This is a genomic window from Streptomyces longispororuber (genome assembly GCF_014656095.1).
Classification (GTDB): domain Bacteria; phylum Actinomycetota; class Actinomycetes; order Streptomycetales; family Streptomycetaceae; genus Streptomyces; species Streptomyces longispororuber.
The window spans coordinates 1-25642 of sequence record NZ_BNBT01000048.1 but is presented as its reverse complement, the minus strand read 5'-3'; the positions used below and the strand labels follow the sequence as shown (position 1 = coordinate 25642).

Annotated in this window: 22 protein-coding genes; 8 read left to right on the top strand and 14 right to left on the bottom strand. The window is 74.8% G+C overall.

Going from position 1 to position 25642, the window contains the following annotated elements:
• Positions 1-47: 47 nt before the first annotated feature.
• A complete protein-coding gene (locus tag IE330_RS17230; protein WP_190136914.1) occupies positions 48-914 on the top strand; it encodes a LysR substrate-binding domain-containing protein in 867 nt (288 codons plus the stop codon).
• Positions 915-929: 15 nt separating this feature from the next.
• Here the strand turns inward: IE330_RS17230 and IE330_RS17225 are convergent, their stop codons facing one another.
• The gene (locus IE330_RS17225) at positions 930-1907 is read right to left on the bottom strand and encodes an Lrp/AsnC family transcriptional regulator (protein ID WP_190136913.1); all 978 of its coding nucleotides are present in this window, start codon (positions 1905-1907) and stop codon (positions 930-932) included.
• Between the two features lie 143 nt (positions 1908-2050).
• On the opposite strand from IE330_RS17225, the gene IE330_RS17220 reads away from it, so the two are divergent.
• Together IE330_RS17220 and IE330_RS17215 are read left to right on the top strand one after the other, a co-directional pair.
• Positions 2051-3568, top strand: a complete 1518-nt coding sequence (locus IE330_RS17220; protein ID WP_190136912.1) for an MFS transporter — start codon at positions 2051-2053, stop codon at positions 3566-3568.
• 204 nt (positions 3569-3772) lie between these two features.
• On the top strand, positions 3773-5599 hold the full coding sequence (locus IE330_RS17215; protein WP_190136911.1) for an AMP-dependent synthetase/ligase: 1827 nt from the start codon (positions 3773-3775) through the stop codon (positions 5597-5599).
• A 72-nt stretch (positions 5600-5671) separates the two neighbouring features.
• Here the strand turns inward: IE330_RS17215 and IE330_RS17210 are convergent, their stop codons facing one another.
• The 7 genes from IE330_RS17210 to pqqA all read right to left on the bottom strand — a co-directional run bounded on the left by IE330_RS17210 (position 5672) and on the right by pqqA (position 11363).
• A complete protein-coding gene (locus IE330_RS17210; RefSeq protein WP_190136910.1) occupies positions 5672-6820 on the bottom strand; it encodes a PQQ-dependent sugar dehydrogenase in 1149 nt (382 codons plus the stop codon).
• A gap of 49 nt (positions 6821-6869) precedes the next feature.
• Complete coding sequence (locus IE330_RS17205) at positions 6870-7730, bottom strand: Tat pathway signal sequence domain protein (RefSeq protein WP_190136909.1); 861 nt, start codon at positions 7728-7730, stop codon at positions 6870-6872.
• Positions 7731-7860: 130 nt separating this feature from the next.
• The gene (gene pqqE / locus IE330_RS17200; RefSeq protein ID WP_190136908.1) at positions 7861-8988 is read right to left on the bottom strand and encodes a pyrroloquinoline quinone biosynthesis protein PqqE; all 1128 of its coding nucleotides are present in this window, start codon (positions 8986-8988) and stop codon (positions 7861-7863) included.
• Complete coding sequence (gene pqqD / locus IE330_RS17195) at positions 8985-9209, bottom strand: pyrroloquinoline quinone biosynthesis peptide chaperone PqqD (protein ID WP_229925708.1); 225 nt, start codon at positions 9207-9209, stop codon at positions 8985-8987. Before pqqD ends, pqqE begins: the two co-directional genes overlap by 4 nt.
• 116 nt (positions 9210-9325) lie before the next feature.
• Positions 9326-10123, bottom strand: a complete 798-nt coding sequence (pqqC, locus tag IE330_RS17190; protein WP_190136935.1) for a pyrroloquinoline-quinone synthase PqqC — start codon at positions 10121-10123, stop codon at positions 9326-9328.
• Between the two features lie 77 nt (positions 10124-10200).
• Complete coding sequence (locus tag IE330_RS17185) at positions 10201-11211, bottom strand: MBL fold metallo-hydrolase (RefSeq protein ID WP_190136906.1); 1011 nt, start codon at positions 11209-11211, stop codon at positions 10201-10203.
• An 8-nt stretch (positions 11212-11219) separates the two neighbouring features.
• Positions 11220-11363 (bottom strand): pyrroloquinoline quinone precursor peptide PqqA, encoded by a 144-nt coding sequence (pqqA, locus tag IE330_RS17180; RefSeq protein WP_190136905.1) that lies wholly within the window; start codon positions 11361-11363, stop codon positions 11220-11222.
• A 320-nt stretch (positions 11364-11683) separates the two neighbouring features.
• On the opposite strand from pqqA, the gene IE330_RS17175 reads away from it, so the two are divergent.
• Together IE330_RS17175 and IE330_RS17170 are read left to right on the top strand one after the other, a co-directional pair.
• Positions 11684-12475: an aldo/keto reductase gene (locus IE330_RS17175; protein WP_229925711.1), complete on the top strand. Its 792-nt coding sequence runs from the start codon at positions 11684-11686 to the stop codon at positions 12473-12475.
• Between the two features lie 157 nt (positions 12476-12632).
• Positions 12633-13334 (top strand): bleomycin resistance protein, encoded by a 702-nt coding sequence (locus tag IE330_RS17170; RefSeq protein ID WP_190136903.1) that lies wholly within the window; start codon positions 12633-12635, stop codon positions 13332-13334.
• A gap of 24 nt (positions 13335-13358) precedes the next feature.
• Here IE330_RS17170 and IE330_RS17165 read toward each other — a convergent pair whose 3' ends face one another.
• The 4 genes from IE330_RS17165 to IE330_RS17150 all read right to left on the bottom strand — a co-directional run bounded on the left by IE330_RS17165 (position 13359) and on the right by IE330_RS17150 (position 16767).
• Positions 13359-14420, bottom strand: a complete 1062-nt coding sequence (locus IE330_RS17165) for a class I SAM-dependent methyltransferase (RefSeq protein ID WP_190136902.1) — start codon at positions 14418-14420, stop codon at positions 13359-13361.
• 51 nt (positions 14421-14471) lie between these two features.
• Positions 14472-15266, bottom strand: a complete 795-nt coding sequence (locus tag IE330_RS17160; RefSeq protein ID WP_190136934.1) for a class I SAM-dependent methyltransferase — start codon at positions 15264-15266, stop codon at positions 14472-14474.
• Between the two features lie 21 nt (positions 15267-15287).
• Positions 15288-15611, bottom strand: coding sequence for a 4a-hydroxytetrahydrobiopterin dehydratase (locus IE330_RS17155; RefSeq protein WP_190136901.1), 324 nt, complete (start codon positions 15609-15611; stop codon positions 15288-15290).
• Positions 15612-15678: 67 nt separating this feature from the next.
• On the bottom strand, positions 15679-16767 hold the full coding sequence (locus IE330_RS17150) for an ADP-ribosylglycohydrolase family protein (RefSeq protein ID WP_190136900.1): 1089 nt from the start codon (positions 16765-16767) through the stop codon (positions 15679-15681).
• A 97-nt stretch (positions 16768-16864) separates the two neighbouring features.
• Between IE330_RS17150 and IE330_RS17145 the strand changes: the two genes are divergently transcribed.
• Positions 16865-17776 carry a helix-turn-helix domain-containing protein gene (locus IE330_RS17145; RefSeq protein ID WP_190136899.1) on the top strand — a complete coding sequence of 304 codons (912 nt, stop codon included), beginning with the start codon at positions 16865-16867 and terminating at the stop codon, positions 17774-17776.
• Positions 17777-17807: 31 nt separating this feature from the next.
• Here IE330_RS17145 and dnaK read toward each other — a convergent pair whose 3' ends face one another.
• Entirely contained in the window at positions 17808-19787 is a 1980-nt protein-coding gene (dnaK, locus tag IE330_RS17140) for a molecular chaperone DnaK (RefSeq protein WP_190136898.1), read from the bottom strand.
• Between the two features lie 145 nt (positions 19788-19932).
• Complete coding sequence (locus IE330_RS17135; RefSeq protein WP_190136897.1) at positions 19933-20358, bottom strand: OsmC family peroxiredoxin; 426 nt, start codon at positions 20356-20358, stop codon at positions 19933-19935.
• Between the two features lie 231 nt (positions 20359-20589).
• On the opposite strand from IE330_RS17135, the gene IE330_RS17130 reads away from it, so the two are divergent.
• The gene (locus tag IE330_RS17130) at positions 20590-23970 is read left to right on the top strand and encodes a S8 family peptidase (RefSeq protein WP_190136896.1); all 3381 of its coding nucleotides are present in this window, start codon (positions 20590-20592) and stop codon (positions 23968-23970) included.
• Between the two features lie 271 nt (positions 23971-24241).
• Positions 24242-25642, top strand: a 1401-nt coding sequence (locus IE330_RS17125; RefSeq protein ID WP_190136895.1) for a DUF6345 domain-containing protein, incomplete at its 3' end; no start/stop codon positions are given.

Sequence of the window (25642 nt, the reverse complement as noted above, 5' to 3'; positions counted from 1 at the left end):
CCGTACACCGCTCTGACTGTCATCACGTTCCGCGATAGCCTGGTGCCGTGTACGACCCCGGTCAGCTCCGGACCTTCCTCGCCGTGGCGCAGACGCTGAGCTTCACGCAGGCCGCGCGCCGCCTCGGCGTGCGCCAGTCGACGGTCAGCCAGCACGTGCGCCGCCTGGAGGACGCGGCGGGCCGGGCGCTGTTCTCGCGGGACACGCACCGCGTGGAGCTGACCGAGGACGGCGAGGCCATGCTCGGCTTCGCGCGCGGCATCCTGGAGGCGCACGAGCGGGCGGCGGCGCACTTCGCCGGGGCCCGGCTCGGCGGCCGGCTGCGCTTCGGCGCGTCCGAGGACTTCGTCCTGACCCGCCTCACCGACATCCTGGAGTCCTTCCGGCGCGGCCACCCGGAGGTCGACCTGGAGCTCACGGTCGAGCTGTCCGGCACGCTGCACGAGCGCCTGGACGCGGGCAAGCTCGACCTCGTCCTCGCCAAGCGGCGCCCGCGGGACCCGCGCGGCGAGCTGGTCTGGCACGACGGCCTGGTCTGGATCGGCGCGCCCCGACTGCGCCTCGCCGCCGACCGGCCGGTGCCCCTCATCGTGTACCCGCCGCCGGGCATCACCCGCGCGCTGGCCCTGGACGCGCTGGAGCGCGGCGGCCGCCCCTGGCGGATCGCCTGCACCAGCGGCAGCCTGAACGGCCTGGTGGCCGCGGCGCGGGCGGGGCTCGGCGTGATGGCGCACTCCCGCGGCCTGGTCCCGCCGGGCCTGGAGCGCGTGTCGGACCGGGCCGGGCTGCCGGAGCTGGGGTCGGTGGACTTCGTGCTGCGGCACGGGGAGCGCCGCCCCTCGCCCCCGGCCAGGGCGCTCGCGGCGGCGATCCTCGCGGGCGGCGACCGGTTGCAGCGGGGGCGCGGCGGCTGAGCGTGCCGCGTCCGCTCAGCGCCCCGGCCGGTACGTCAGTTGCTTCACCCGGCGCAGGAACGGCGCGGTCTCCACGTGCTGCACGCCGTCGAGGTGCCCGAGCCGGCCGCTCACGTACGCGTACAGGTCCGCCGTGTCCCTGGTGACGGCGGTCGCGACCAGGTTGGAGGGGCCCGCGGTCGCGGCGACGTAGGCGATCGGGCCGTGCCCGGCCAGGGCCTCGCCGACGGCGTCCAGGGCGGCGGGCGCCGCGGTGATCCACAGGGTGGAGCCGCAGCGGTAGCCGAGCGGCTCGGCGGCGTACTCGATGTCGACGAAGACCGCCCCGGACTCGAGCAGGGCCGTCAGGCGGCGCTTGACCGAGGACTCGGAGAGGCCGGTGGCGCGCTGGAGTTCGGGGTAGGTGACCCGGCCGTCGGCTTCGAGGGCGGCGACCAGCGGCTCGTCCTCCGGCGTGATCCGCACCGGCCCCGCGGGCGGGGCGGACCGCCGCGGGGTCAGCGCGGCCACCTGCTCGGGGCTCAGCGGGGCGAGCTTGCCGAGCCAGCCGCGCGGCCCGCCGAAGAAGGTGTGCAGGATCTGGTGGGCGCGGATCTCCACGATGTGCGGGGTGCGCGGCAACTTGCCGAGCAGCAGGTCGTCGTGGTCGCCGGGGGTGCGCGGCCGGGTCATGCAGACGACCTCGGTGCCACCGGACGCCAGGCCCACCCAGAACGTGTCCGGGCGCCGGGCCAGCGCGTCGGCGATGGTCAGGGCGCCGTCCGGGGCGCAGCGCAGGCGCAGTATCCAGTGGTCCTTGCCCATGCGCTCGGCGTTGCGCACGCCCACGACGCGCAGGCCACCCTCGGCGGTGAGGCGGCGGAAGCGGCGCGCGACGGTCTGGTCGGAGACGCCGAGGACCGCGGCGATCCGGCTGAAGGGCGCGCGGCCGTCGGTCTCCAGGGCCTGGAGCAGCCGGATGTCCAGCGCGTCGAAGACCGTGGGGGATTCCATCGCCCGATGCCCCTTCCCTGTCGGATTCCGCCGCCGAGGCGGCGGTGGCCCGCGTCCGGCGCGCGCCCCACGGATCGTACGACGTCGGAAAGCGCCGGGCCGTCACGGGTGGTCCCGGCCGGAGCGAGACCGAGGAGTACGAGATGCGCTCATGGGGGCCGCTGACCGCGGTGTGCCTGGGCACCTTCATGCTGTTGCTGGACGTGACGATCGTGATCGTGGCGCTGCCCGACATGGCGCGGGCCCTGGACGCCTCGCTGAGCGAGCTGCAGTGGGTGATCGACGGCTACGCGCTGGCGCTGGCCGCGCTGCTGCTCGGCGTCGGGGCCGCGGCCGACGTGCTGGGCCGCAGGCGGGTGCAGGTGGCGGGCACCGTGGTGTTCGCGCTGGCCTCGCTGGGGTGCGGGCTCGCGGGGTCGGCGGAGCTGCTGGTGGCGGCGCGCGCCGTGCAGGGCCTGGGCGCCGCCGCGATGTTCGCGACGACGCTGCCGCTGCTGGGCGCCGCCTACCAGGGCAAGGAGCGCTCGGTGGCGCTCGGTGTCTGGGGTGCGGTGAGCGGCGCCGCCGCGGCGCTCGGGCCGGTGGCGGGCGGCCTGCTCACCGCGGGGCCCGGGTGGCGCTGGATCTTCTTCATCAACCTGCCGGTGAGCGTGGCCGCGGTCTGGCTGACGCTGCGGGCGGTGCCGGAGTCGCGCGGCGACGCGCACCGGCGCGTGGACTGGGCGGGCACGGTGACGTTCGCGCTGTTCGCGGGCGCCCTGACGTACGGGGCGGTGCGGGCGTCGGCCGTGGGCTGGGCCTCGGCGCGCACCGGGGTGACGTTCGCGGTGGCGGCGGTCGCCCTGGCCGCGTTCGTGGCGGTCGAGCGCCGGGCCGCGCATCCGCTGCTGGATCTGCGGCTGCTGCGCAAGCCCGCGTTCACGGGCGTCCTGATCGGCGCGGTCGGCTACAACGCGGCGGCGTTCGGCGTGATCCCGTACTTCTCGATCTGGCTCCAGACGGTGCTCGGCATGAGCCCGGTGCGCGGCAGTCTGGTCCTGCTGCCGCTCGCGGCCACGTCGTTCGTGGTGGCGGCGGTCGGCGGCCGGCTGCTGCACGGGGTGCCCGCGCGGTACGTGATCGGGGTCGGGCTGCTGCTGATCGGCGCGGGCGGGGCGGCCACGGCCGTGCTCGACGCGGACTCCTCGTGGGGCGCACTCGTACCGGGCCTGACGCTGGCCGGCGTCGGCACCGGCCTGGTTTCGCCGGGGCTCGCGGGCGCGGCGCTGGCGGCGGTGGAGCCGCACCGCGCGGGCATGGCGGGCGGCGCGGTGAACACCTTCCGGCAGCTCGGCTACGCGCTCGGCGTGGCGGTGTTCGGCACGGTCCTCACCTCGCGGATGACGGACGCGCTCGGCAGGGACGCGGCGCACACCGCGGCGGGCGGCGGCGCGGCGGCCCTGCGGGGCGCGCTGCCCGAGCACACCGTCCGGGAGGCGTTCGCGTCCGGGCTGAACGGGGCGGCGCTCACGGCGGGCGTCACGGGTCTGGTGGCGGGCGCCGCCGTCCTCCTGATGGTCCGGACCAAGCGGGCCTCCACCGCAGGTCAGGGGCGCGCAGCCGGGGCGCACGCGCCCGGCGGGACAGTCGCGGAGAGCGCCGGGGAGCGGCTGAGGGCGTAATCCCGGCGTACAGATTCGGTGGAGATTACGCCACCGAAACTTACTCCGGCGTAAGGAATCTGTCCGACCCTTCCCCTTGTGGCCGCATTTACCCCGCTGACCTGTGACGATCGTGCCAGTTGGCGCGCTCCCCACCCCTCTCCCGGACGGGTCCGGGGTGGGGTACCGTCACCGGCGCTGTGCGGAGCGCCACAAGGAGCACCATTGCGCGAGTTCACGAACCCTCCCCTGGCGTCGGCTCCGAGAGCGGGCGGCCTCGCCGACGCCGTGTTCGACCATGCCGCCGAGGATCCGCCGCGGGTCGTCCTCGGCCGCAAGTCCGAGGAGACCGGGCTGTGGCGGGACGTGACGGCCGCCGCGTTCCGCGACGAGGTCCTCGCGGTCGCCAAGGGGCTGCTCGCCCAAGGCGTCCGCTTCGGCGACCGGGTCGCCCTCATGTCCCGTACCCGCTACGAGTGGACGCTTCTCGACTTCGCGCTGTGGACGGTCGGCGCGCAGGTCGTGCCGCTCTACCCGACCTCGTCGGCCGAGCAGGTCTTCTGGATGCTGCACGACGCGCAGGTGACGGCGGTGGTGGTGGAGCACGAGGACCACGCGATGACGGTCGGCTCGGTCGTGGACCGGCTGCCGCTGCTGCGCCGCCTGTGGCAGCTCGACGGGGACGCGGTGGGCGAGCTGACCCGGGCGGGCCGCGACCTGGACGACGAGGTGGTGCACCGCCACCGCCGCGCGGTCACGCCCTCCTCCGTCGCCACCGTCATCTACACCTCCGGCACCACGGGCCGCCCCAAGGGCTGTGTGCTCAGCCACGCGAACCTCATGTTCGAGGTGGACACGGTGGTCCGCCGCTGGGAGCCGGTGTTCCGCTCCCGGCGCGGTGACGAGGCCTCCACACTGCTGTTCCTGCCGCTCGCGCACGTCTTCGGCCGCATGGTGCAGATCGCGGCGATCCGCGGCCGGGTCAAGCTCGGCCACCAGCCCAGCCTGAGCGCGGCCGCGCTCCTGCCGGACCTGGCCGCCTTCCGGCCGACGTTCTTCCTCGCCGTGCCGTACGTCTTCGAGAAGGTCTTCCACGCGGCCCGCCGCACGGCCGAACGGGAGGGCAGGGCGGGCCCGTTCGACAAGGCCGTGGACGTGGCGGTGAAGTACGCCGAGGCGCTGGAGGCCAGGGCCTTCGGCACCGGGCCCGGCCCCTCGGCCGGGCTGCGCGTGCAGCACCAGCTCTTCGACAAGCTCGTGTACGCCAAGGTGCGCGAGGCCCTGGGCGGGCGGGTGCGGCACGCCATGTCCGGGGGCTCGGCCATGGACCGCCGCCTGGGTCTCTTCTTCGCGGGCGCGGGCGTCACCGTCTTCGAGGGCTACGGCCTGACCGAGTGCTCGGCCGCCGCGACCGCGAACCCGCCCGAGCGCACCCGCTACGGCACGGTCGGCCAGGCCGTCCCCGGCACGGCGGTGCGCATCGCGGACGACGGCGAGGTGTGGCTGCGCGGCGACCACGTCTTCCAGGGCTACCTCAACGACCCGGAGGCCACCGACGCGGTCCTGCGGGACGGCTGGCTCGCCACCGGCGACCTGGGATCCCTGGACGAGGACGGGTACCTCACGATCACCGGCCGCAAGAAGGAGATCCTGGTGACCTCCGGCGGCAAGAGCGTGTCGCCCTCGCGGTTGGAGGAGCGGGTGCGCGACCACCCGCTGGTCGCGCAGTGCGTCGTCGTCGGCAACGACCGCCCCTACGTCGCGGCGCTGGTCACCCTCGACGCCGAGGCCGTCGACCACTGGCTGGCCCTGCGCGACAAGCCGCGGCTGCCCCCCGCCGAGCTGGTGCGCGACCCGGACCTGGAGACCGAGGTGCGGCGCGCGGTGGTCGCCGCCAACACCCTGGTCTCGCAGGCCGAGTCGATCCGCACCTTCCGCATCCTGGCCCACCAGTTCACCGAGGAGCACGGCTTGCTCACGCCCTCGCTCAAGCTCAAGCGCAAGGCCATCGAGGAGGCCTACGCGGCGGAGGTCGAGGCGCTGTACCCCTGAGCCCGCGCACGGTCCGTCGATCGGGTCGACCCAGCCGCCGCGGAGGTTGGCGCGGGCGGCGGCGCGGGCGGGTCAGCCGAGGCGCACCCCGAGGATGCGGTCCGTGCCGTCGGGCGCGCCGCCGGTGTCGTCGGCGTTGCTCGTGGTCAGCCACAGCGCCGCCGCGCCGGGCACGGCCGTCACCGTGCGCAGCCGCCCGTACCGGCCGGTGTAGTACGCCTCGGGGGTGCCGACGGTGTCCTTGCCGCGGAGGGGGACGCGCCACAGGCGGGCGCCCTTGAGGGCCGCCATGTAGATCGCCCCGTCCACGACGGCGATGCCGCTCGGCGAGGCCTCCTCGACACCCCAGGTCCTCTTGGGAGCGGTCATGCCCGGCTCGTCGCAGGGGCCTTCGCACAGGGGCCAGCCGTAGTTGCGGCCGGGCTCGACGAGGTTGAGCTCGTCATGCAGCGCGTCGCCCAGCTCGGCCTCCCACAGGCGGCCCCGGCGGTCGAAGGCGAGGCCCTGCGGGTTGCGGTGGCCGAGGCTGTACACGAGCGTGCCGAACGGGTTGCCGGGGGCGGGCCCGCCGTCACGGGTCAGGCGGAGGATCTTTCCGTTGAGGGAGTCCTTGTCCTGGGCGAGCTTGCGGTCCTGCGCGTCGCCGGTGGTGGCGTACAGATGGCCGTCGGGGCCGAAGGCCAGGCGGCCGCCGTTGTGGTAGCGGGCCTTCTTGATGCCGCGGACCAGGACCGTGTAGCCGCCGAGCGAGGAGCCGTCGTACGTCATGCGCGCGATGCGGTTGCCCTCGGTGGAGGTGTGCATGACGTAGACGTAGGGGTGGGACGGCCACCGCGGGTCGACGGCGATGCCCATCAGGCCGCCCTCGCCGCCGGTGGCCTGCGTCTCGGGCACCGTGCCGATCGGCTTCCTCGTACGGCCGTAGGGCGACACCCTCCAGACGCGGGCGGCGTCCCGCTCGGTGACGAGCGCGGCCGTGCCGTCGGGCAGCCAGGCGGTGCCCCAGGGGACGGTCCAGCCGTCGGAGAGGGGCGTGACGCCGGTGGGCCGGTTGCCCTCGGGGGCGGGTGACGCGGCCCCGGCCGGGGCCGCGGGCGTCACCAGGACCGCGGTGAGGACGGCGGCGGCCGTGAGCGCGACACCGCGGCCTGTCGGTCTGCTCCTGTTCTTGCTCCTGCTCCTGCTCCTGCTCCTGCTCCTGCTCCTGCTCTTGCCGGGCACGGGACCTCCTGGAGGCGGGGACGGCAGGCGCGTGGACGTGCGGGACGGGTCAGACGAGCTGGTGGGCGCGCATGCCGGTCAGGAGCATGTACGTGTCCCGCAGCGATCCTGAGGTGTCGCCGAGCGAGCGGTAGATGCCCCACTTGGGGCGCACGCGGTCGGCGAGGAAGGTGTCCACGCCGGACTTCGACGCGTCCACGACGGTCGCCCCGCCGTTCGTCAGGATCCAGCGCACCGCGCCCGACGCGCCGTCGCCGATGGTGATCCGGAAGTCGACGTCGGTCCACGAGTCGTGCAGCGGCTCAAGCGCGGTGCGGCCGACCAGGACGTCGCCGCCGAAGACCTTCAGCTCGACGGTCTGCTCGCCGCCCACGCGGCGCAGCGACTGCACGACGATCGGCGAGGTGCCCGGGCCCGGCTGCTTCATCTGCATGATGTGCGTGAACGTCGTCGTCGCCCGCAACGACCGCGGCAGGTACATGCGGTACGTGACCCGCCACGTCTCCCCCGCGCGCCACTTCAGGTACGTGTCGCCGGTGCGGCAGCCGGTGACCTCCTGGCGCTGCCGGTCGGTGTGGCTGTCGCGGTCGACGGTGTGGATGTCGAAGCGGAAGGCGTCGCCCTCGGTCTTGATGTGCGGCTTGGCCGCGGGGTGGGAGGCGGCGCGGTCGTCCTCCACGGTCTCGAAGGCGCGGGTGCCGACGTCGCGGGCGGACGGGGCCCAGCGCAGCTTCCACGCGGCGGCGGGCGGGTTTCCGACGGCCGGGGCGGGCGTAGTTCCGGCGGGTGTGACGGGGTTGGTGGGTGGGAGGCCGGCGGCCGTGGCGGGCGGGAGGCCCGCGGCCGTGGCCGCCGTGGCCGCCCCGGCGCCGAGTGCCGCCGCGAGTACGGTCCTGCGCGAGGGGGTCATGCCGGGTGCACCTCTGTCTCGGTCGTCTCGGTCGTCTCGGTCGTCTCGGTCGTCTCGGTGGTCTCCGTCGTCACCGTCGTCTCCGTCGCTGGTCGTCCGGGTGCCGTACGGGCCGTCGTGCCGGGGCGGTTCAGGCTCCCTCCTCACGGTAGGCGTAGCCGCCCGCGGCGGCCGCGGGGGACCGCGCGGCGTCGACGAGGGCGCGGACGAGCCCGTGGTCGGGCGCGTGCCGGCAGGCGGGGTCCGTGCGCGCGGCGTCGCCGGTCAGGGCGTACGCCTGGCAGCGGCAGCCGCCGAAGTCGACGGACCGCAGCGCGCAGGACCGGCAGGGATCGGGCATCCAGGCCTCGCCCCGGTACCGGGTGAAGGCCTCGGACTCCCGCCAGATCCACGCCAGTCGACGCTCCCGTACGTTCGGCGCGGCGTCGCCGAGGAGGTCGGCGGCGGCCGGGCAGGGCAGCACCGTCCCGTCGGGCGCGACGGTCAGGGACACCGCACCCCAGCCGCCCATGCAGGGCTTGGCCGTGGCGTCGACGTAGTCGGGCGCGACCCACACCAGTTCCAGGCGCCCGGCGAGTTCGGCCCGTCTGCGCTCGACCGCGCGGCGGGCGCGGGCGACCTGGTCGGGGTGGGGCAGCAGCGCGTCGCGGTTGCGCAGCGCCCAGCCGTAGAACTGGGTGTTGGCCAGCTCGATCCGGTCCGCGCCCCAGGTGAGGGCGAGGTCCACGAGGGCGTCGACCGCGTCCAGGTTGGCGCGGTGCAGGACCACGTTCAGGCCGAGCGGCAACCCGGCCGCGCGGACGAGCCGGGCGGCCCGCTCCTTGGCGCCGGACGCCCGCGCCCCGGCGATGTGCTCGGCCCGCCGGGGGTCGGTGTGCTGCACGGAGAGCTGGACGCTGCGCAGGCCCGCGTCCACGAGCGCGGCGAGGCGGTCCTCGTGCAGGCCGACGCCGCTGGTGACGAGCTGGGTGTGGATGCCCGCGCGGTCGGCGGCGGCGACGATGCCCGTCAGGTCGCGGCGCAACAGCGGCTCGCCGCCGGACAGGTGGCTCTGCACGACGCCGAGGTCACCGGCCTGGCGGAACACCTCGGCCCACTCCTCGGCGGTCAGCTCCGCGTCGCGCCGTACGAGTTCACGGGGGTTGGAGCAGTAGGCACAGCGCAGCGGGCAGCCGTGGGTGAGCTCGGCGAGGAGGGCCCAGGGCGGGTCGGGGGCGGGGCGCGGCCCGGCGGCCGGGGGCGGCGTCGGTGGGGTCACCGGAGCCACCCCTCGTGGCGCAACCGGTCCAGGAACACGGGGACTTCGTCGGCCACCGGTGCCCCCGGGTGCCGCCGCTCCAGCTCCGCGACGATCGCCCGTACGTCCCGCTCGCCGTCGCACAGCGCCAGGATGCTCGCGGCGGCGCCGCGCAGCACCACGACGCGCTCGGGCAGCACCAGCAGGTCGAGGCCGCGCACCCGGTCGTGGCGCAGGGTCACGGAGCGGGCCCGGGCGGGCCGCCAGTCGAGGTGACCGTCGGGGTGCCCGGCGGAGCACCTGCCGGGGCACCTGTCGGATCGCCCCTGGGGCCGCCCATCGGGTCGTACGAGGTCCGTCACGGCGATCCGGCCTTCCGCTCGGTGGCGGCTTCCGGGCCGGACGGGCCGGGCGGGCCGGGTGCGGGGCCCCGGTCCACGGCGTCCAGCAGCGTCCACAGCACGTCGCACTTGAAGGCGAGCGCGGCGACGGCCCGCTCCTGCTGCGCGCGGGTGCGCGCCCAGGCCCGGACCAGGCCGAGCGCCTCCTGACCGTCGCGGCCGCCCTGCTCGACCCGGCCGCGGAAGTAGGCCAGCCCGTCGGCGTCGATCCACGGGTAGTGCTTCTCGAAGGCGGCGATCCGGGTGCGCATCAGGTCCGGCGCCGACAGCTCGGTCAGCGAGGCGGCGACGGCGTCGAGCGCGGGCCGCAGGCGGCAGAAGTTGACGTAGCCGTCGACGGCGAGCCGTACGCCCGGCAGCACCCGGGAGCTGTCCCACAGCGTCGCGCGGGGAAGGCCCGCCGCCTCGCCGAGCCGCAGCCACCGCTCGATGCCGCCCTCGCCCGCGCGCTCCCCGTCGTGGTCCCGGATCCGCCGGGCCCAGCCCCGGCGCAGCGCCGGGTCGTCGAACTTCGCGAGGATCAGGGCGTCCTTGACGGGGATGTGGCGCTGGTAGTGGAAGCGGTTGGCGATCCAGCGGCGCAGCTCCTCGGGGGTGAGGTCGCCCGCGTGCATACGGACGTTGAAGGGGTGGCGGTCGTGGTAGCGCTCGGCGGAGACGGCGCGGAGCCGGTCGGTGAGCTCGTCGGCGGTCCACGGCTCGCGCTCGTCGGCGGCTTCCGGGAGCCGCTGGCCGGAGGCGGGGTCCGGGGCCAGGGCCGGGGACGGGTGCGGGGCGGGGTCCGGGGCGGGGCCGTCCGGGCCTGCCGGAAGGCCGTCCGGGGAGGTCGTCCTCACAGCTCGATCACCATCCGTTCGTCCGCGACGGCGAGGCCCCACGCGGCGAGCTGCCGGTGCTGCTCGGCGTCCGGGTCGCCCAGCGGGTTGGTGTTGTTCAGATGCGTGTACAGGCAACGGCCCGGCAGGCGGGCGAGCCGGGCGGCGGTGCCACCCGGACCGGTGATCGGCAGATGGCCCATCCCGGTGGCGGTCCGGCGCGAGAAGCCCGCCCGCAGCGGCTCCTCGTCGTCCCAGAACGTGCCGTCGACGAGGACGACGTCGGCCTCCTGGGCGGCCTCCTCGAAGGCGTCGCTCCAGACGGCGAGCGCCGGGGCGTACAGGAGCGTGCCGCCGGTCGCGGTGTCGCGCAGACACAGGGCGACGGACCAGGCGTCGCCCGCGGAGGTGACGTCCGCGACGGCCCCGGTGTCCCCTGTGTTCTCGGTGTCCCCGATGGCCCCGGTGTCCCCAGTGAGCCCAGCGGCCCCGGTGTCCCCGGCGTCCGGGGAAGCGGTGTCGGCCGCGTACCTCGGGCGCTTGGCCGAAACCGGCACGGCGCTGACGTGCACCCCCGCCCCGTCGCCGAGCGGCGCCCCCGTGCCGGTGAGCCCGCGCCAGCGGACGGCGGTGTACGGGGCGAGCACGGCGCCGAGCCCGAGCCGCTCGCGCACGGCGTGCTCCACCGGGGCGGTGGCGTACACCTCGACGCCGTCCCGGGCCTCGCGCAGCCGGGCGATGCCGAGGGTGTGGTCGAGTTCGGCGTCGGTGAGCAGCACGCCCGCGACGGGGGTCCGGCGGGGGTCGCCCGCCGGGTCGGGCAGCAGCTCCGGGCACCGTTCGAGCTGCTCCCCCAGGTCCGGGGTGGCGTTGACGAGGTACCAGCGGTCGCGGCCCGCGTGGACGGCCAGGGAGGCGTGGAGGCGGCGGCGCCCCGGGTGGGCGCGTGCCCCGGCGCAACCGGGGCACGCGCAGTTCCACTGGGGCAGCCCGCCGCCCGCCGCGGTGCCGAGCACCTGCAGCAGCATCGGCGTGCTTACCGGTCGGCGAGCCGGTAGGCGGTGACTTCGAGGGAGGTCTCGACGACCGTGTACGCGGGGGTCTGCCACGCCGGGGCGGGCGTGGCGTCGGACGGGCCGGAGGGGTACTGCTCCGGGGTCTCCTGCTCGTGGGGGTTCATGGCGCGTCCTGCCTTCCTGAGAAGTGGGGGATCAGGAGCCACTGGCATACACCACCACCGCGATGCGTAGGCTGTTCACATGGATGGCCTGCGTTCAGTGGCGTGCAACAGAGTCCCGGCCTGACGGGACGCGGTCAATGGTTCGGACCGCTGGGAACGGCGCCATATCCGGCCATTCTCAGGGCCACCGCGGCCCCCGCGTCCCCCAGGAATGCGACACGGCCCCTGATCGTTGACCATGGATGTACCACCCGACGACGTATAAGGATCGAGAGCCCGTGAGCAAGGTCCCCCCGATCATCCTGAACAACGGCATCGAGATGCCCCAGCTCGGCTTCGGTGTCTGGCAGGTGCCGGACGACGAGGCGGAGCAGGCCGTCACGACGGCCCTGGAGGCCGGGTACCGCAGCATCGACACGGCGGCCGTCTACGAGAACGAGGAGGGCACCGGCAAGGCCGTCGCCGCCTCCGGCATCGCCCGCGAGGAGCTCTTCGTCACGACGAAGCTCTGGAACACCGACCAGGGGTACGAGGCGACGCTCAAGGCGTTCGACGCCTCCCTCGCGAAGCTGGGCCTCGACTACGTCGACCTGTACCTGATCCACTGGCCGATGCCGGACAAGGACACGTACATCGACACGTACAAGGCCTTCGAGAAGATCCTGTCCGAGGGCCGCGCCAAGTCCATCGGTGTCTCCAACTTCCTCCCGGAGCACCTGGAGCGCCTCATCGACGCCACGTCGGTGATCCCGGCCGTCAACCAGATCGAGCTGCACCCGCACCTCCAGCAGCGCGCCGCCCGCGAGTACCACGCGGAGCAGGGCATCGCCACAGAGGCCTGGTCGCCGCTGGGCCAGGGCAAGGGCCTCCTGGAGGTCCCCGCGATCGTCGCGATCGCCCAGAAGCACGGCCGCACCCCCGCGCAGGTCGTCCTGCGCTGGCACATCCAGCTCGGCAACGTGGTCATCCCCAAGTCGGTGACCCCGTCCCGCATCAAGGAGAACATCGAGGTGTTCGACTTCGAGCTGGACCCCGAGGACATGGCCGCGATCAGCGCCCTCAACGAGAACCGCCGCCTCGGCCCGGACCCGGCCGAGTTCCACGTCGCGTAACCCCCACCGGCGTACCCCTCGGCCCGGCCGCCCCGCCTCCCCGACGGCGCGGCCGGGCCGCGGCATGCGGTCCTTGTGTACGCCTCCCCTGGGCACTGTTGAGCTGGTGAGCGACAACCCCTCGCTTTGGGTATTCAAGTTTGACTAGAGTGACGGCATGGCTGAGAAAACCATCCCCCTGCTTCCTGCCCACTCCCTCCAGCCGGTCGTGGACTTCTACACCGCCCTGGGCTTCGAGACGACGTACTTCCAGAAGAGCCCGTACGCGTACGTCGTCGTCGAACGCGGGCCCGTGGAGCTGCAGTTCTTCGGGATGCGGCAGTACGACCCCGCCGCGTCGTACTCGGGGTGCTACGTCCTCACCGACGACGTGGACGGGCTGTACGAGGCCTTCCGGGCCGGGCTGAAGGCGGCGTACGGGAAGGTGCCGCGGCGCGGGCTGCCGCGGATCGGGCCGGTGAAGGACATGTCGTACGGGGTGCGGCAGTTTCTGATGACCGATCCGGCGGGGAACAGCATCCGGGTCGGGCAGGCGATCAGCGAGGACCAGAGCATGCGGCCCGTGCCGAAGGAGACCTTCGCTCGGGCCCTGCACCTCGCCGACCTCTTCGTGGACTCCAAGGAGGACCTCGCGGGCGCCGCCAAGGTCATCGACCGCGCCCTGGCCCTGGAGGACGAGCGGCCCACCCCCGCGCAGCACCTGCGGCTGCTGGTGCTGCGCGGGGACATCGCCCGGCGGACGGGCGACGAGGAGCTGGCCGGGCGGCTCCTGGGGCGGGCCGCCGCGATCGAACTCGACGCGGACGAGCGGGAGTCCGCGCGCGACGCGCTGGATCGGCTGGCGGAGCTGCGGTCCTGAAGGGGGTTTCGGAGCCCGCCCGGGTCAGTCCTCGCGTACCGCCACGTGGACGGTGTGCGCGGCGAGGAGGAACACGTCGTCCCTGCGGTACAGGCTCTCCGGGTCCTCGGGGTCGATCAGCCGGTCCAGAATCGCCAGGTCGTCCTCCGCCAGCGCGGCCGGCTGCGCCTCCGGGGCGGCCGCGAGGTGGCGGTAGCGCTCGAAGGTGGCGGCGACGTGCTCCCGCGCCCGGTCGTCCAGGGGCGCGGGCAGGTCCAGGAGGAACGTGCGCGTCGCCGTGTGCCGCAGGCCCGCCGCCGCGAGCAGCGCGGGCCAGTGCTCCACCGTCTCCTTGGCGCCGGGCAGCTCCGCGCGCATGCGCGTGAACCAGGCCTCGTTGGCTGCGTCCAGGCGCGCCTGGAGTCCGGGCCGGCCGAGGCCGATGTCGCGCGGCAGGCTGCGCGGCGGCAGCCCGCCCTCCAGGACGGCGAGCGCCCCGCCCGGCGCCAGTCGCTCCCCGAGGGCGGCGAGCGCGGCGACCTGGTCGCCCACGTGGTGCACGGACCGGGCGGCCCAGACGAGGTCGGCGGGCGGCAGCGCCCCGAGGCCGTCCGGGAGTTCGGCCCGGTGGGCGCGCACGCGGTCGCCGAGACCGAGGCGGGCCGCGCGGGCGGCGGCGCGGTCGAGCAGCGCCTGCTCGGGGTCGGCCGCGACCACCTGGGCGCGGGGGAAGGCCTGGGCGAGCAGGCAGGTGACCACGCCCGGGCCGCTGCCCGCGTCGACCACCAGGGACGGCTCCGCACCGGCGCGCAGCTCCCGCAGCCAGTCGGCGACCTGCCGGTACGCCGGGGCGGTGACCTCGGCGTTCGCCTCCAGGACGGGGGCCATCTCGGCCCAGTCGATCTCGGCGCCGTGGCGGTGGCCGTGACCGTGGCCGCCATGACCATGGCCGTGCCCGCTGTGCCCGCCGGGCCCGCTGTGCGCGCCGTGGCCGTGGTCGCCGGGACCGCCGTGGCCGTGGTCGCCGTGCGCGTGCCGGCCGTGCGCGCCGGGCCCGTGGCCGCCGCCGTCCTCGCCGCCCTTGCCGTCGCCCGCGAACTCCGTCATCGCCCTGCCGCCTCTCCGTCGCTTCCGGGATCGGCTCCAGCCTGCGGCGGGTCAGCGGAAACGGCTACTTCCGTTGCCGTTCCGGCAAACCCGGTCGCGCCCCTGCGCGGTCGGCTCGGCGAAGGAGCGGAGCGTGAACACCGGGTCCGGGCGCCGTACGTCCTGGTCCGGCAGGTCCGCGAGCCGCGCCGCGTACTCCCGCGCCATGGCGCTGTCCGGCGGGATGCTGGTGAACCAGCCGCGGAACAGGTCCGCCACCGTGCTGCGCGGGCTGCGGCCCTGGCCGTGGCCGGTGAAGCGGGCCCGGCCCGCGGGGGCGAGCCCGCACGCCGCGGCGTAGCCCTCGACCCGGGCCGCGCCGTCCACGGGGCTGCGGACGGGGCGGCCCGCGAGCACGGCGTCGATGTCGCTGCCCACGTTGTGCGCGGCCGCCTTGTCGACGGTGGTGACGTAGCGGCCGCCCGGCTTGAGGACCCGCGCGCACTCCGCGACGACCGTCGCGGCCTCCTCGGGGTCGGCGAGCAGGTGCAGCAGCCACACGGTGCTCACCGCGTCGAACGCCGCGTCGGGGAACGGCAGTCGGCGGCTGTCCCCGAGCACGACGGCGCCCGGGACGCGGGCGGCCGCCATGCGCGCCATGGCGGAGGTCGCGTCGACACCGGTGACGCGCAGGCCCGGTTCGGCGGCGAACCGGCGGGTCACCAGGCCCGTGCCGCAGGCGACGTCCAGGAGGCTGCCGGTGCCCGGCGGCAGCAGCGACAGGACCGCGGCGGCCGCGGCGGCGGCCCGGGGCTCGCCGCCGCGCGACGCGTCGTACCGGACGGCCTCCTTGCCGTAGTCGAGCATCGCGCCCTCGCTCCGTCCCACTCAGACCGCGCCGTGGCCGGGTGCGATCTCCTCGACCCGGCGGGCCAGTTCGAGGTCGCGCTCGGTGAGGGCCCCGCCCACGCTGTGGGTGTTCACCGCGAGCACCACCGTGTCGTAGCCGAGGGTGATCTCCGCGTGGTGGTCGAGCTCCTGCTGCACCTGGGAGACGTGGACGACGAAGGCCGTGGCCGCGTAGTGCGAGGCGAGCCGGTAGGAGCGGGTGATCTTGCTGCCGAAGGTGCCCGCGTCGCCGGTGAGGGACCAGCCGGGCAGCTCCGCGAGGCGGTCCTCGATCTCCTTCTGCGACAGTGGTTCAAGGGGCATGGCCGCGCTCCTTCCTTCGTGTCCGGGGTGTGGTGCCAGCGTGCCACAGCGATTCGCAGGCGGGGACTCAGCGGCGCAGGCATTCCGCCGCGAGGTCGTCCGCCACCGCGGCGATCACCGCCCGGCCCTCGGTGGCTTTCAGCCAGTCGCCGGGCAGCGCGTGGTCGCCGTACAGCGCGCCGAGCAGGTTGCCGCAGACCGAACCGGTGGAGTCGCTGTCGCCCGAGTGGTTCACGGCCAGGGTCAGGGCCTCCTCGACGCTCCGCGCGGCGAGGGCCGCGTACACCGCGACGGCGAGGGCCTCCTCGGCGATCCAGCCCGCACCCAGGGACTCCACCGTCTCGGCGCTCGGCTCCCCGGCGGCGGCCAGGTCGACGGCGCGGGTCAGGGCGGTGGAGGTCTCCTCGTGCCCCGGCTGACGGGCGAGGAGTCGCAGGGTGCGCAGGACGGCGCCCTCCAGCGAGTCCCCCGCGACCAGGTGCGCGACGATCGCGGCGAGCGCGCCCGCGGCGTAGGAGCCGGTGGGGTGGCCGTGGGTGATCCGCGCGCAGCGCGCGGCCAGGTCGAAGGCCCGGTCCGCGGGGGCGCGGGTGAGCCCGAAGGGCGCCGACCGCATGACGGTGCCGCAGCCCTTCGACTCCGGGTTGACGGGGCCGCGCGACCCGAGCGGGGCCCGCGGGTCCGGGGCGTGGGCCTGGGCGAGGCCGCTGAGGCAGGCGTTGCCCGGCGCGCGCCGGGCGTAGAGCCAGGGCTGCGCGACGAGGCCGCCGCGCACGTCCGGGGCGGGGGCGGGCCGCCGCTGGGTGTCCAGCCAGCGCAGGTAGGCCTCCAGGACGAGCTGGGGCGCGGCGCCGCCGATGCCCTTGCGGCGCTCCCTGGCGTGCGCCAGCTCCAGGGCCTCGGCGGTGAACAGCGTCATCTGCGTGTCGTCGCTGATCCGGCCGACGCCCGCCGCGTCGGTCACCGGCCCGGTCACGCCGCGCGGGCCGTGCGCGGCGCGGATGGCCGCCAGCGAGTCGAACTCGACCGCGTAGCCCAGCGCGTCGCCGACCGCGCCGCCGAGCAGGCAGCCGCGCACCCGGGCGCGGTACGCGACGGCGGCCTCCCACGACAGCGGGGCCCACGGGTGGTTGATACCGGTCTCGTCGTACGCCATGCCTCTAGCTGTACGCCATGGGCCGCCGCGGACGACCGGCGGGGGGCCACCGCGGACGACCGGCGGGGGCCCGGCCGCCGTCGGCTACCGTCGGGGCATGACGACTCTCGCGCCCGGCAGACGGAACGGCGACGGCGGAGCGGCACGCGCGGGCACCCCGGCCACACCGCGCGCGGGCGCCCCGACCGGGCCACACGCAGGCGCCCCGACCGCGGCACGCGCGGGCGCCCCCTCCGGGGTGGGGGCCCTGTTGCGCGGCTGGCGCGAGGAGCGGCGCGTCAGCCAGCTCGAACTGGCGCTGCGCGCGGACTCCTCGGCCCGGCACATCAGCTTCGTCGAGACGGGCCGGGCCAAGCCCAGCGAGGAGTTCGTCCTCAAGCTCGCCGAGCACTTGGACGTGCCCGTGCGCGAGCGCAACGCGCTGCTGCTCGCGGCCGGGTACGCGCCGCGCTTCCCGCAGACCCCGCTGGACGACCCGGCGATGGGCGCGCTGCGCGCGGGCGTGGAGCAGCTCCTCCAGGGCTTCGAGCCGTACCCGGCGCTGGTCGTCGACGCGACGTACCAGGTCCTTGCCGCCAACCGCGGCATCGCGACGCTCCTGGACGGCCTGCCGGAGCACCTGCTGGCACCGCCGCTGAACGCGATGCGGGTCGTGCTGCACCCCGAGGGGCTCGCGCCGAGGATCCGCAACCTGCGCGAGTGGCGCGGGCACCTGCTGCACCAGATGGAGCGGCAGATCGCGCTCCAGCGCTCCCCGGCGCTGCGGGCGCTGTACGAGGAGGTGGCGGCGTACCCGGTCGGGGACCCGGGCGAGGACACCGCGGCCGAGGGGACGGTGGCGCACGTCGCACTGCCGCTGCGGATCGAGCACGAGGGCCGCGTGCTCTCCTTCGTCTCGTCGATCTCCACGTTCAACACGCCGATGGACGTGACCGTCGCCGAGCTGGCCATCGAGACGCTGCTCCCGGCCGACCCGGCGACGGTCAAGTACCTCCGGACGAAGGGGTAGCCACGCGGCCGGGCCCGCGGAGGTCAGGGGGTCAGGGGTTCTCCTTCCCCTCGGCGCCCTTGCCGGTGCCCTCGGCGTCCTTGCCGGTGCCCTCGGTGCCCTTGCCGGTGCCGGCGGCGCCCTCCCCCTCGTCCTCCACGATCTCGGCCTCGACCACGCCCTCGTCGCCGGGCTGCCGGGCGCCGGAGTCCCCGGCCGAGGCCCCGCCCCCGGCCCCGGCCCGGGCCGAGGACGTGTCGCCGGGCGGCGGCGCGGCCTCGTACATGGCCTGGCCCAGCTTCTGGCTGACCGTCGCGAGCTTCTCCGCGCCGCCGCGCAGCGCCTGGGTGTTGTCGCCCTCGTGCTCCAGGAGGCGCTTCACCTCGGCGACGGCCGCCTCCACCTCCTCCCTGGTGGCGGCGGGCACCCGCGCCAGGCTCTCGGCGTTCTCGCGCAGGAACCGCTCGGTCTGGTAGACGAGCTGCTCGGCCTGGTTGCGGGTCTCGGCGGCCTCGCGGCGCCTGCGGTCCTCCTCGGCGTGCTGCTCGGCCTCGCGGACCATCCGGTCGATGTCGTCCTTGGGCAGCGCGGAGCCGCCCGTGACGGTCATGCGCTGCTCGCGCCCGGTGGCCTCGTCCTTGGCCGAGACGTGCATGATGCCGTTGGCGTCGATGTCGAAGGTGACCTCGATCTTGGGCACGCCGCGGGGCGCGGGCGGCAGGCCGGTGAGGTCGAAGACGCCGAGCTTCTTGTTGTACGCGGCGATGTCCCGCTCGCCCTGGAAGACCTGGATGCCGACCGAGGGCTGGTTGTCCTCGGCGGTGGAGAAGGTCTCCGAACGGCGGGTGGGGATGGTGGTGTTGCGCTCGATGAGCTTGGTCATGATGCCGCCCTTGGTCTCGATGCCGAGGGACAGCGGGGTCACGTCGAGCAGCAGCACGTCCTTGACGTCGCCGCGGATGACGCCCGCCTGGAGCGTGGCGCCGACGGCGACGACCTCGTCGGGGTTGACGCCCTTGTGCGGGTCCTTGCCGGTGAGCTCCCTGACCAGGTCGGTGACGGCGGGCATCCGGGTGGAGCCGCCGACGAGGATGACGTGGTCGATCGCGGCGAGCGCGACGCCCGCGTCCTTGACGGCCTGGTGGAAGGGGCCCTTGCAGCGGTCGAGCAGGTCGGAGGTGAGCGCCTGGAACTGGGCCCGGGTGAGCTTCTCGGCCAGGTGCAGCGGGCCGTCCGCGGACGCGGTGATATAGGGCAGGCTGATGTCGGTCTCGCTGGACGAGGACAGCTCGATCTTCGCCTTCTCGGCGCCCTCGCGCAGGCGTTGCAGCGCCATCTTGTCCTGGGCGAGGTCGATGCCGTGGGCGTTCTTGAACTGCCGTACGAGGTGCTCGACGATCCGCTGGTCCCAGTCGTCGCCGCCGAGCCGGGTGTCCCCGTTGGTGGCCTTGACCTCGATGACGCCCTCGCCCATCTCCAGGAGCGACACGTCGAAGGTGCCGCCGCCGAGGTCGAAGACGAGGACCGTCTCGTCCTCGCCCTTGTCGAGGCCGTACGCGAGGGCGGCGGCGGTCGGCTCGTTGACGATGCGCAGGACGTTCAGGCCGGCGATCTCGCCCGCCTCCTTGGTGGCCTGGCGCTGGGCGTCGTCGAAGTACGCGGGCACGGTGACGACCGCGTCGGTGACATCCTCGCCGAGGTAGGACTCGGCGTCCCGCTTGAGCTTCTGCAGGACGCGCGCGGACAGCTCCTGCGCGGTGTAGCGGTGGCCGTCGATCGCGCCGTCCGCCGGGAAGCGCCAGTTCGGGTCGCCCATGTGGCGTTTGACGGAGCGTGCGGTGCGCTCCACGTTCGTGACCGCCTGCCGCTTGGCGACCTCGCCCACGAGCACGTCGCCGCTCTTGGCGAAGGCGACGACCGAGGGGGTGGTGCGGGCGCCCTCCGCGTTCGCGATGACGGTGGGTTCGCCGCCCTCCAGGACGGCGACCACGGAGTTCGTCGTTCCGAGATCGATACCGACCGCACGTGCCATCTCCAACAACCCCTTCCGACGCGGCGATACTCCGACCTCCAGCACAAAACTTGAGCGGGTCGTTGTCAATGCCGCGTACGGGGTCGCGCACAGCACGGAGCCGCCGGCCCTCGCGGGTACCGGCGGCTCCTTCGGGGCGCTGCCGTCAGGCCAGCTTCGCCGACAGGGTGATCGTCGTGCCGCTGAGCGCCTGGCTGACCGGGCAGTTGGCCTTGGCGTTTTCGGCAGCGGCGGTGAAGGCCGCCTCGTCGATGCCCGGCACCTCGCCCTCGACGGTGAGGTGGATGCCGGTGATGCCGGTGCCGGGCTGGAAGGTCACGTCGGCGGACGTGACCAGCTTGGTGGGCGGGGTGCCCGCGCCGGTCAGGCCGTGGGACAGCGCCATCGAGAAGCAGCTCGAGTGCGCGGCGGCGATGAGCTCCTCGGGGGAGGTCTTGCCGTTCGCCTGCTCGGCGCGCGACGGCCAGGACACGGCCTGCTCGCCGATGCCCGAGGAGTCGAAGGTCACCGTGCCGGAGCCCTCGGTCAGGCTGCCTTCCCAGACCGTGTGTGCGGAGCGCGTGGTTGCCACGATGCCGTTTCCCTTCGGTGAGGATCAGTGAGGATTCGCTGGCCTCCATCCGATCACACTCCGCGGGAAAACACGGCGCACAGGGGTGTCACCGAGCCGTAAGAAGGATCACCCGGGTTGCAGGGCCGGGGCGCGCGCCGGGGCGCCCCGGGCAACCGTGGCCCACAACTCCCCGTCTGACGGGGAAAGTTGGTCCCGGCAGCGGGACAGCGCAACCCGACAGGGGGACATGTGCGCAAGCATCGAAGAAGAGGGCGCCCGGCCGCCGTCGTCGTGACGACGGCGGCCGTGGCGCTGACGGCGGGCGTGACCGGCCCGGCGTCGGCGGACGGAGCCGGGGCGGACGGCGACCAGGTGGCGGCGGGCCCGGCCTTCTCCGCGGCCGGAGGCCTGCCCGCCGCCACCCCGGCTGCCGCCGCGAAGGCCGGGTCCGGGCACCGCCTGACCCTCGTCACCGGCGACCGCGTTGCCGTCAACGCCCGGGGCAAGGTGACCGGATTCGCCCCGGCGAAGGGCCGCGAGCGCATCCCGGTCCGCACCGAGACCAGGAACGGGCACACCCTCGTCCTGCCCCACGACGCCCGGCGCCTCGTCGCCGAAGGCCGGGTCGACCGGCGCCTGTTCGACGTCACCGAGCTGAGCCGGCAGGCCGCGCGCACGGGCCGGGACGGCGGCCTGCGGCTGATCGTCGGCTACGCCGGCGCGGCGCGCGACGCCCGGGCCGGTGTCCGCGCGGCCGGGGGCACGACGGTCCGCCGCGGCCTGCCCTCGCTGAACGCCGAGGCCGTCCGCACCCCGCCCCGGGACGCGGCGCGGCTGTGGCGGGCCCTGACGGACGCGCGCGGCTACGCGCCGGGCGTGCGCCACCTGTGGCTGGACGGCGTCCGCGAGGCGCACCTCGACAAGAGCGTGCGGCAGATCGGCGCGCCGAAGGCCTGGGCGGCCGGGTACGACGGCAAGGGCGTGAGGATCGCCGTCCTGGACTCGGGCGTCGACGCCACGCACCCCGATCTGAGGGGCCAGGTCGTCGGCGAGAAGAACTTCACCTCCTCCCCCGACGCCAAGGACCGCGTCGGCCACGGCACGCACGTCGCGTCCATCGCGGCGGGCACCGGTGCGAAGTCCGGCGGCGCGTTCAAGGGCGTCGCGCCCGGCGCCCGGATCCTGAACGGCAAGGTGCTCGACGACGACGGCTCCGGCGGCGACTCGGGGATCATCGCGGGCATGGAGTGGGCGGCCGCCCAGGGCGCCGACGTCGTCAACCTGAGCCTGGGCGGCGGCGACATGCCCGGCGACGACCCGCTGGAGGCCGCGATCGACAGGCTGTCGGCCGACAAGGGCGTCCTGTTCGCGGTCTCGGCGGGCAACAGCGGCGAGTACGGCTCCGGCACCGTCGAGTCCCCGGGCAGCGCGAAGGCCGCCCTGACCGTGGGCGCGGTCGACGACGCGGACAAGCTCGCGCCGTTCTCCAGCCGGGGCCCGCGGGCGGGCGGCGGCGGCCTCAAGCCGGACGTGACGGCGCCGGGCGTGGACATCACCGCGGCCGCCGCGCCGGGCAGCGCCATCGAGAAGGAGGTCGGCCAGCAGCCCGAGGGCTATCTGACCATCTCGGGGACGTCGATGGCCGCCCCGCACGCCGCGGGCGCCGCCGCGCTGCTCAAGCAGCGGCACCCGACGTGGTCGGGCGCCGAACTGAAGGGCGCCCTGACGGCGTCCGCGAAGGGCGGCGCGTACCACCCCTTCGAGCAGGGCGCGGGCCGCGTCGCCGTCGACCGGGCGCTCGGGCAGACGGTGGTCGCCCGGCCGACGTCGCTGGACTTCGGCCGCCAGTCGTGGCCGCACACCGACGACGAGCCGCGGACGCGGAAGGTGACGTACCGCAACCTCGGCGACCGGGACGTCACGCTGGACCTGAAGGTGGCGGCGACCGACCCGAAGGGCCGTCCCGCGCCCGCCGGGTTCTTCACCCTCGACAAGCGGAAACTGACCGTGCGCGCGGGCGGTACGGCATCCGTCGGCCTGGTCGCGGACACCCGGCCGGGCGGCTCGGTCAACGGCTCGTACGCGGCGTACGTCACGGCGAGCGGCGGCGGGCAGAGCGTCCGCACGGCGGCCGTCGTGGAGCGGGAGATCGAGCGGCACGAGGTGACGCTGAGGACCGTCGGCCGCGACGGGCGGCCCACCCCGCACCACGCGACGCTGCTCCAGGCCCTCACGGGCGGCGACAAGGGCCTCAACCTCTCCCCGCACGACCCGTCGGGCACCGTCACGGTGCGCGTGGCCAAGGGCACCTACCTGCTGGACACGGCGCTCTACGTCGACCCCGACGACGCCGACAAGGGCACCGACTGGCTGGTGCGGCCCAAGCTCACCGTCGACCGCAGGACGACCGTCACGCTCGACGCCCGCAAGGCGAAGCCGGTCGACATCCGCGTCCCGGACCGCTCCGCCGAACTCGTGTCCCTGGACGCCCGCTACACGTACGCGGGCAACGAGCTGGGGGCCCTGCCCATCAGCTCCTTCCGGAGCCTGCGCACCGCGCACCTCGGTCCCGCCGTCCCCGAGGGCTTCGGCCAGCAGTGGCTCGGGACCTGGCGCAAGGGCGCGGACGTCCGCTACGACGTCATGCTCGGCGGCGAGGTCACCCGGTTCGCGACCGGCTACACCCGGCACCTGAAGGCGGACGACTTCGCCCGGGTGCGGATCCGCCAGGGCGCGTCGGCCCCCGGCCGGTGGGCCGAGCTGTCCGTCGCCGGGTATCTGCGCGAGGCGGGCGGCATCTCGCCGATCCTGCCCCAGCAGAAGCTGCCGCGCACGACGACGGCGTACGTGTCCGCGCTCGACGGCGCGCGGTGGGGCGCCGACGTCGAGCAGTACGGCGACGCGGGCGCGGACGGCGAGCGCGTCCTGGAAGGCATCCACGAGATGGCCCCGGAGAGGTTCCGGGCCGGCAAGAGCTACACGAGGACGTTCAACACCGGCGTCTTCGGCCCGCTGCTCGGCGAGCGGATGGGGGTCTTCCGCACGGGCGACGAGCTGCGCGGGCGACTGCCGATGGTGGCGGACGGCGCGGGCCACCCCGGCTGGACGCTCACCACGCGGCAGAAGTCGGTCCTGTACCGCGACGGCGTGAAGGTCGCCGAGCGGGACGACGCGGTGACGGGCGGCGAGGTTTTCGCGGTCCCGGCGGCGGACGCGGAGTACCGCCTGACGGCGTCCCTGACCCGCTCCCCGAGACTGGCCTCGGTGTCCACACGGGTGGACGCGAGCTGGACGTTCCGCTCCCGGCACACGGCGGCGGAGACGGCGCTGCCGGTGTCCACCGTGCGTTTCGCGCCGAAGCTGGGTCTGGACAGCCGGGCCCCGGCGGGCGTGAAACAGTCCGTTCCGGTGACCGTCCAGGGCCACGCGGCGGGCGCCAACCTGAAGTCGCTGCGCGTGTACGCCAGTCACGACGAGGGGCGCACGTGGCGCGAGCTGACCGTCAGGGGCGGCACGGTGGAGGTGGAGAACCCGGCCCGCGGCAAGGGCGTCTCCCTGCGTGCCACGGTCACCGACCGGCAGGGGAACACCTCGACGGTGCGGATCCTCGACGCCTACCGCGGCCGGTAGACGGCAAGTAGACACCCTCCGCTTCCGGTCGGTCGCGCGGCCCCCTCGCCCTGTTCGAGGGGGCCGCGCTGGTGCGCGGCGGCCGATACGAACACCGGGGCGGCGAACGCCCTGGCCACCGGGGTTGCCGGGGCGCCGGAGCACACCCGTGGCACGTCCCCTACGGCCGGAATGTCACCTGGGCAAAGCCCGTGCGCGGTGACACTTTTAGGCCCCCTCGGCCGCGTGCGATCCAGCCACGCGAGGGGGAGACCACCCAGGGGGTAAGGCCATGCGCATGATCTACGCGGACCGCGGTCCGTCGCCGCTGGAGCCGGAGAAGCCCGGCGCGGCCGGGGAGCGGGACTCGACGTTCGGCTGGTGGGGCGCGTTCAGCATCGAGAGGTTCGCCAACGCCTCGCCGCTGTACTACACGCACGAGGACGCCACCGGCTTCCTCGCGTACCTCCAGCAGTTCTACGACCGCAACTTCTGGTTCGCCGACGGCGGCGTGCAGGTGTGGGCGTACGAGGAGACGTACGACAACTGGCAGGACCGCTACGGGATGGACGCGGTGTGCGCCGTGTACCACTCGGGCCACGGCACGATGGACGGCAACGGCGTGTTCTTCGCGCCGCTCGGCGCTGCCTGGGACGGGCGTACCGACGCGGTCTCCAGCCGGATGGCGCTCGGCAACGAGAAGGCCAAGTACGTCTTCTGGTCGACGTGCCTGTCGCTGCGGGTCCTGGACGGGCACTCGCCGATCCGCACCTGGGCGCGGCCCAACACGGGCTTCCGCATGCTCTTCGGCTTCGAGACGGTCAGCGTCGACAACCCGGACTACGGCCGGAAGTTCTGGGACAAGTGGCGGTCCGGGCAGACGTTCTGCGAGGCGTGGCTGAACGCGAGCTGGGACATCGAGCAGCGCCAGGCCCCGTCCGTGTGCGCGGTCGGCGCGACCCAGGCGGAGGCCGTGAACCGGCTCGACACCGAGCGGAACTTCTTCCGCGACCCGGTGCCCGACCACTGGTACGCGTGGCGCTGGTACCACGCGCGCGCGTCCCTGGCCGAGCAGTTCACCGAGGCGCCCGAGGGCGCGCTGACGGTGCGGCTCGCGCCGCGCGACCCGAGCGCCGAACTGGCTGCGGCGGGCCGCCTCGCCGGCTTCCCGGCCGCCGCCCTCGAAGAGGTGCAGGTGGAGCGGCAGGGCGTGCTCAGCGCCACCTCGGGTGACCGTACGGTCGCCACGGCGCCGCACGCGGTGCGCTGGGCACGGCTCGCCGAGCCCACGACCCGCACCACCACTCCCCTGCCCACTGAGCGGGCCGTGGAGCTGGCGCGGGCCTTCGCCGAGCGGCACGGGGACGCGAGCGGGGGCGCGGAGCTCGTCGTGGACGGGGTGCACGACCTGATGCAGAACTCCGGCACGAAGGACGGCACGGAGCTGGGCGCCCCGACGTGCCTGGAGACCCACGTCACCTTCCGGCAGGCCTTCGACGGCGTGCCCGTCATCACCCCGGACCGGGGCGTGTTCCGGGTCGCGCTCGACAACGACGGCACCGTCGTACAGGCGCAGGTGTCCACCCGCGCGGCGACCGGGGCACGGCGCGAGCCGAGCAGCCGCGTCACGCCGCCGTCGGCCGAGGGCGCGCGCGGCGCGGCGGCCCCGGAGGCGGGCGACCCGCAGGAGGCC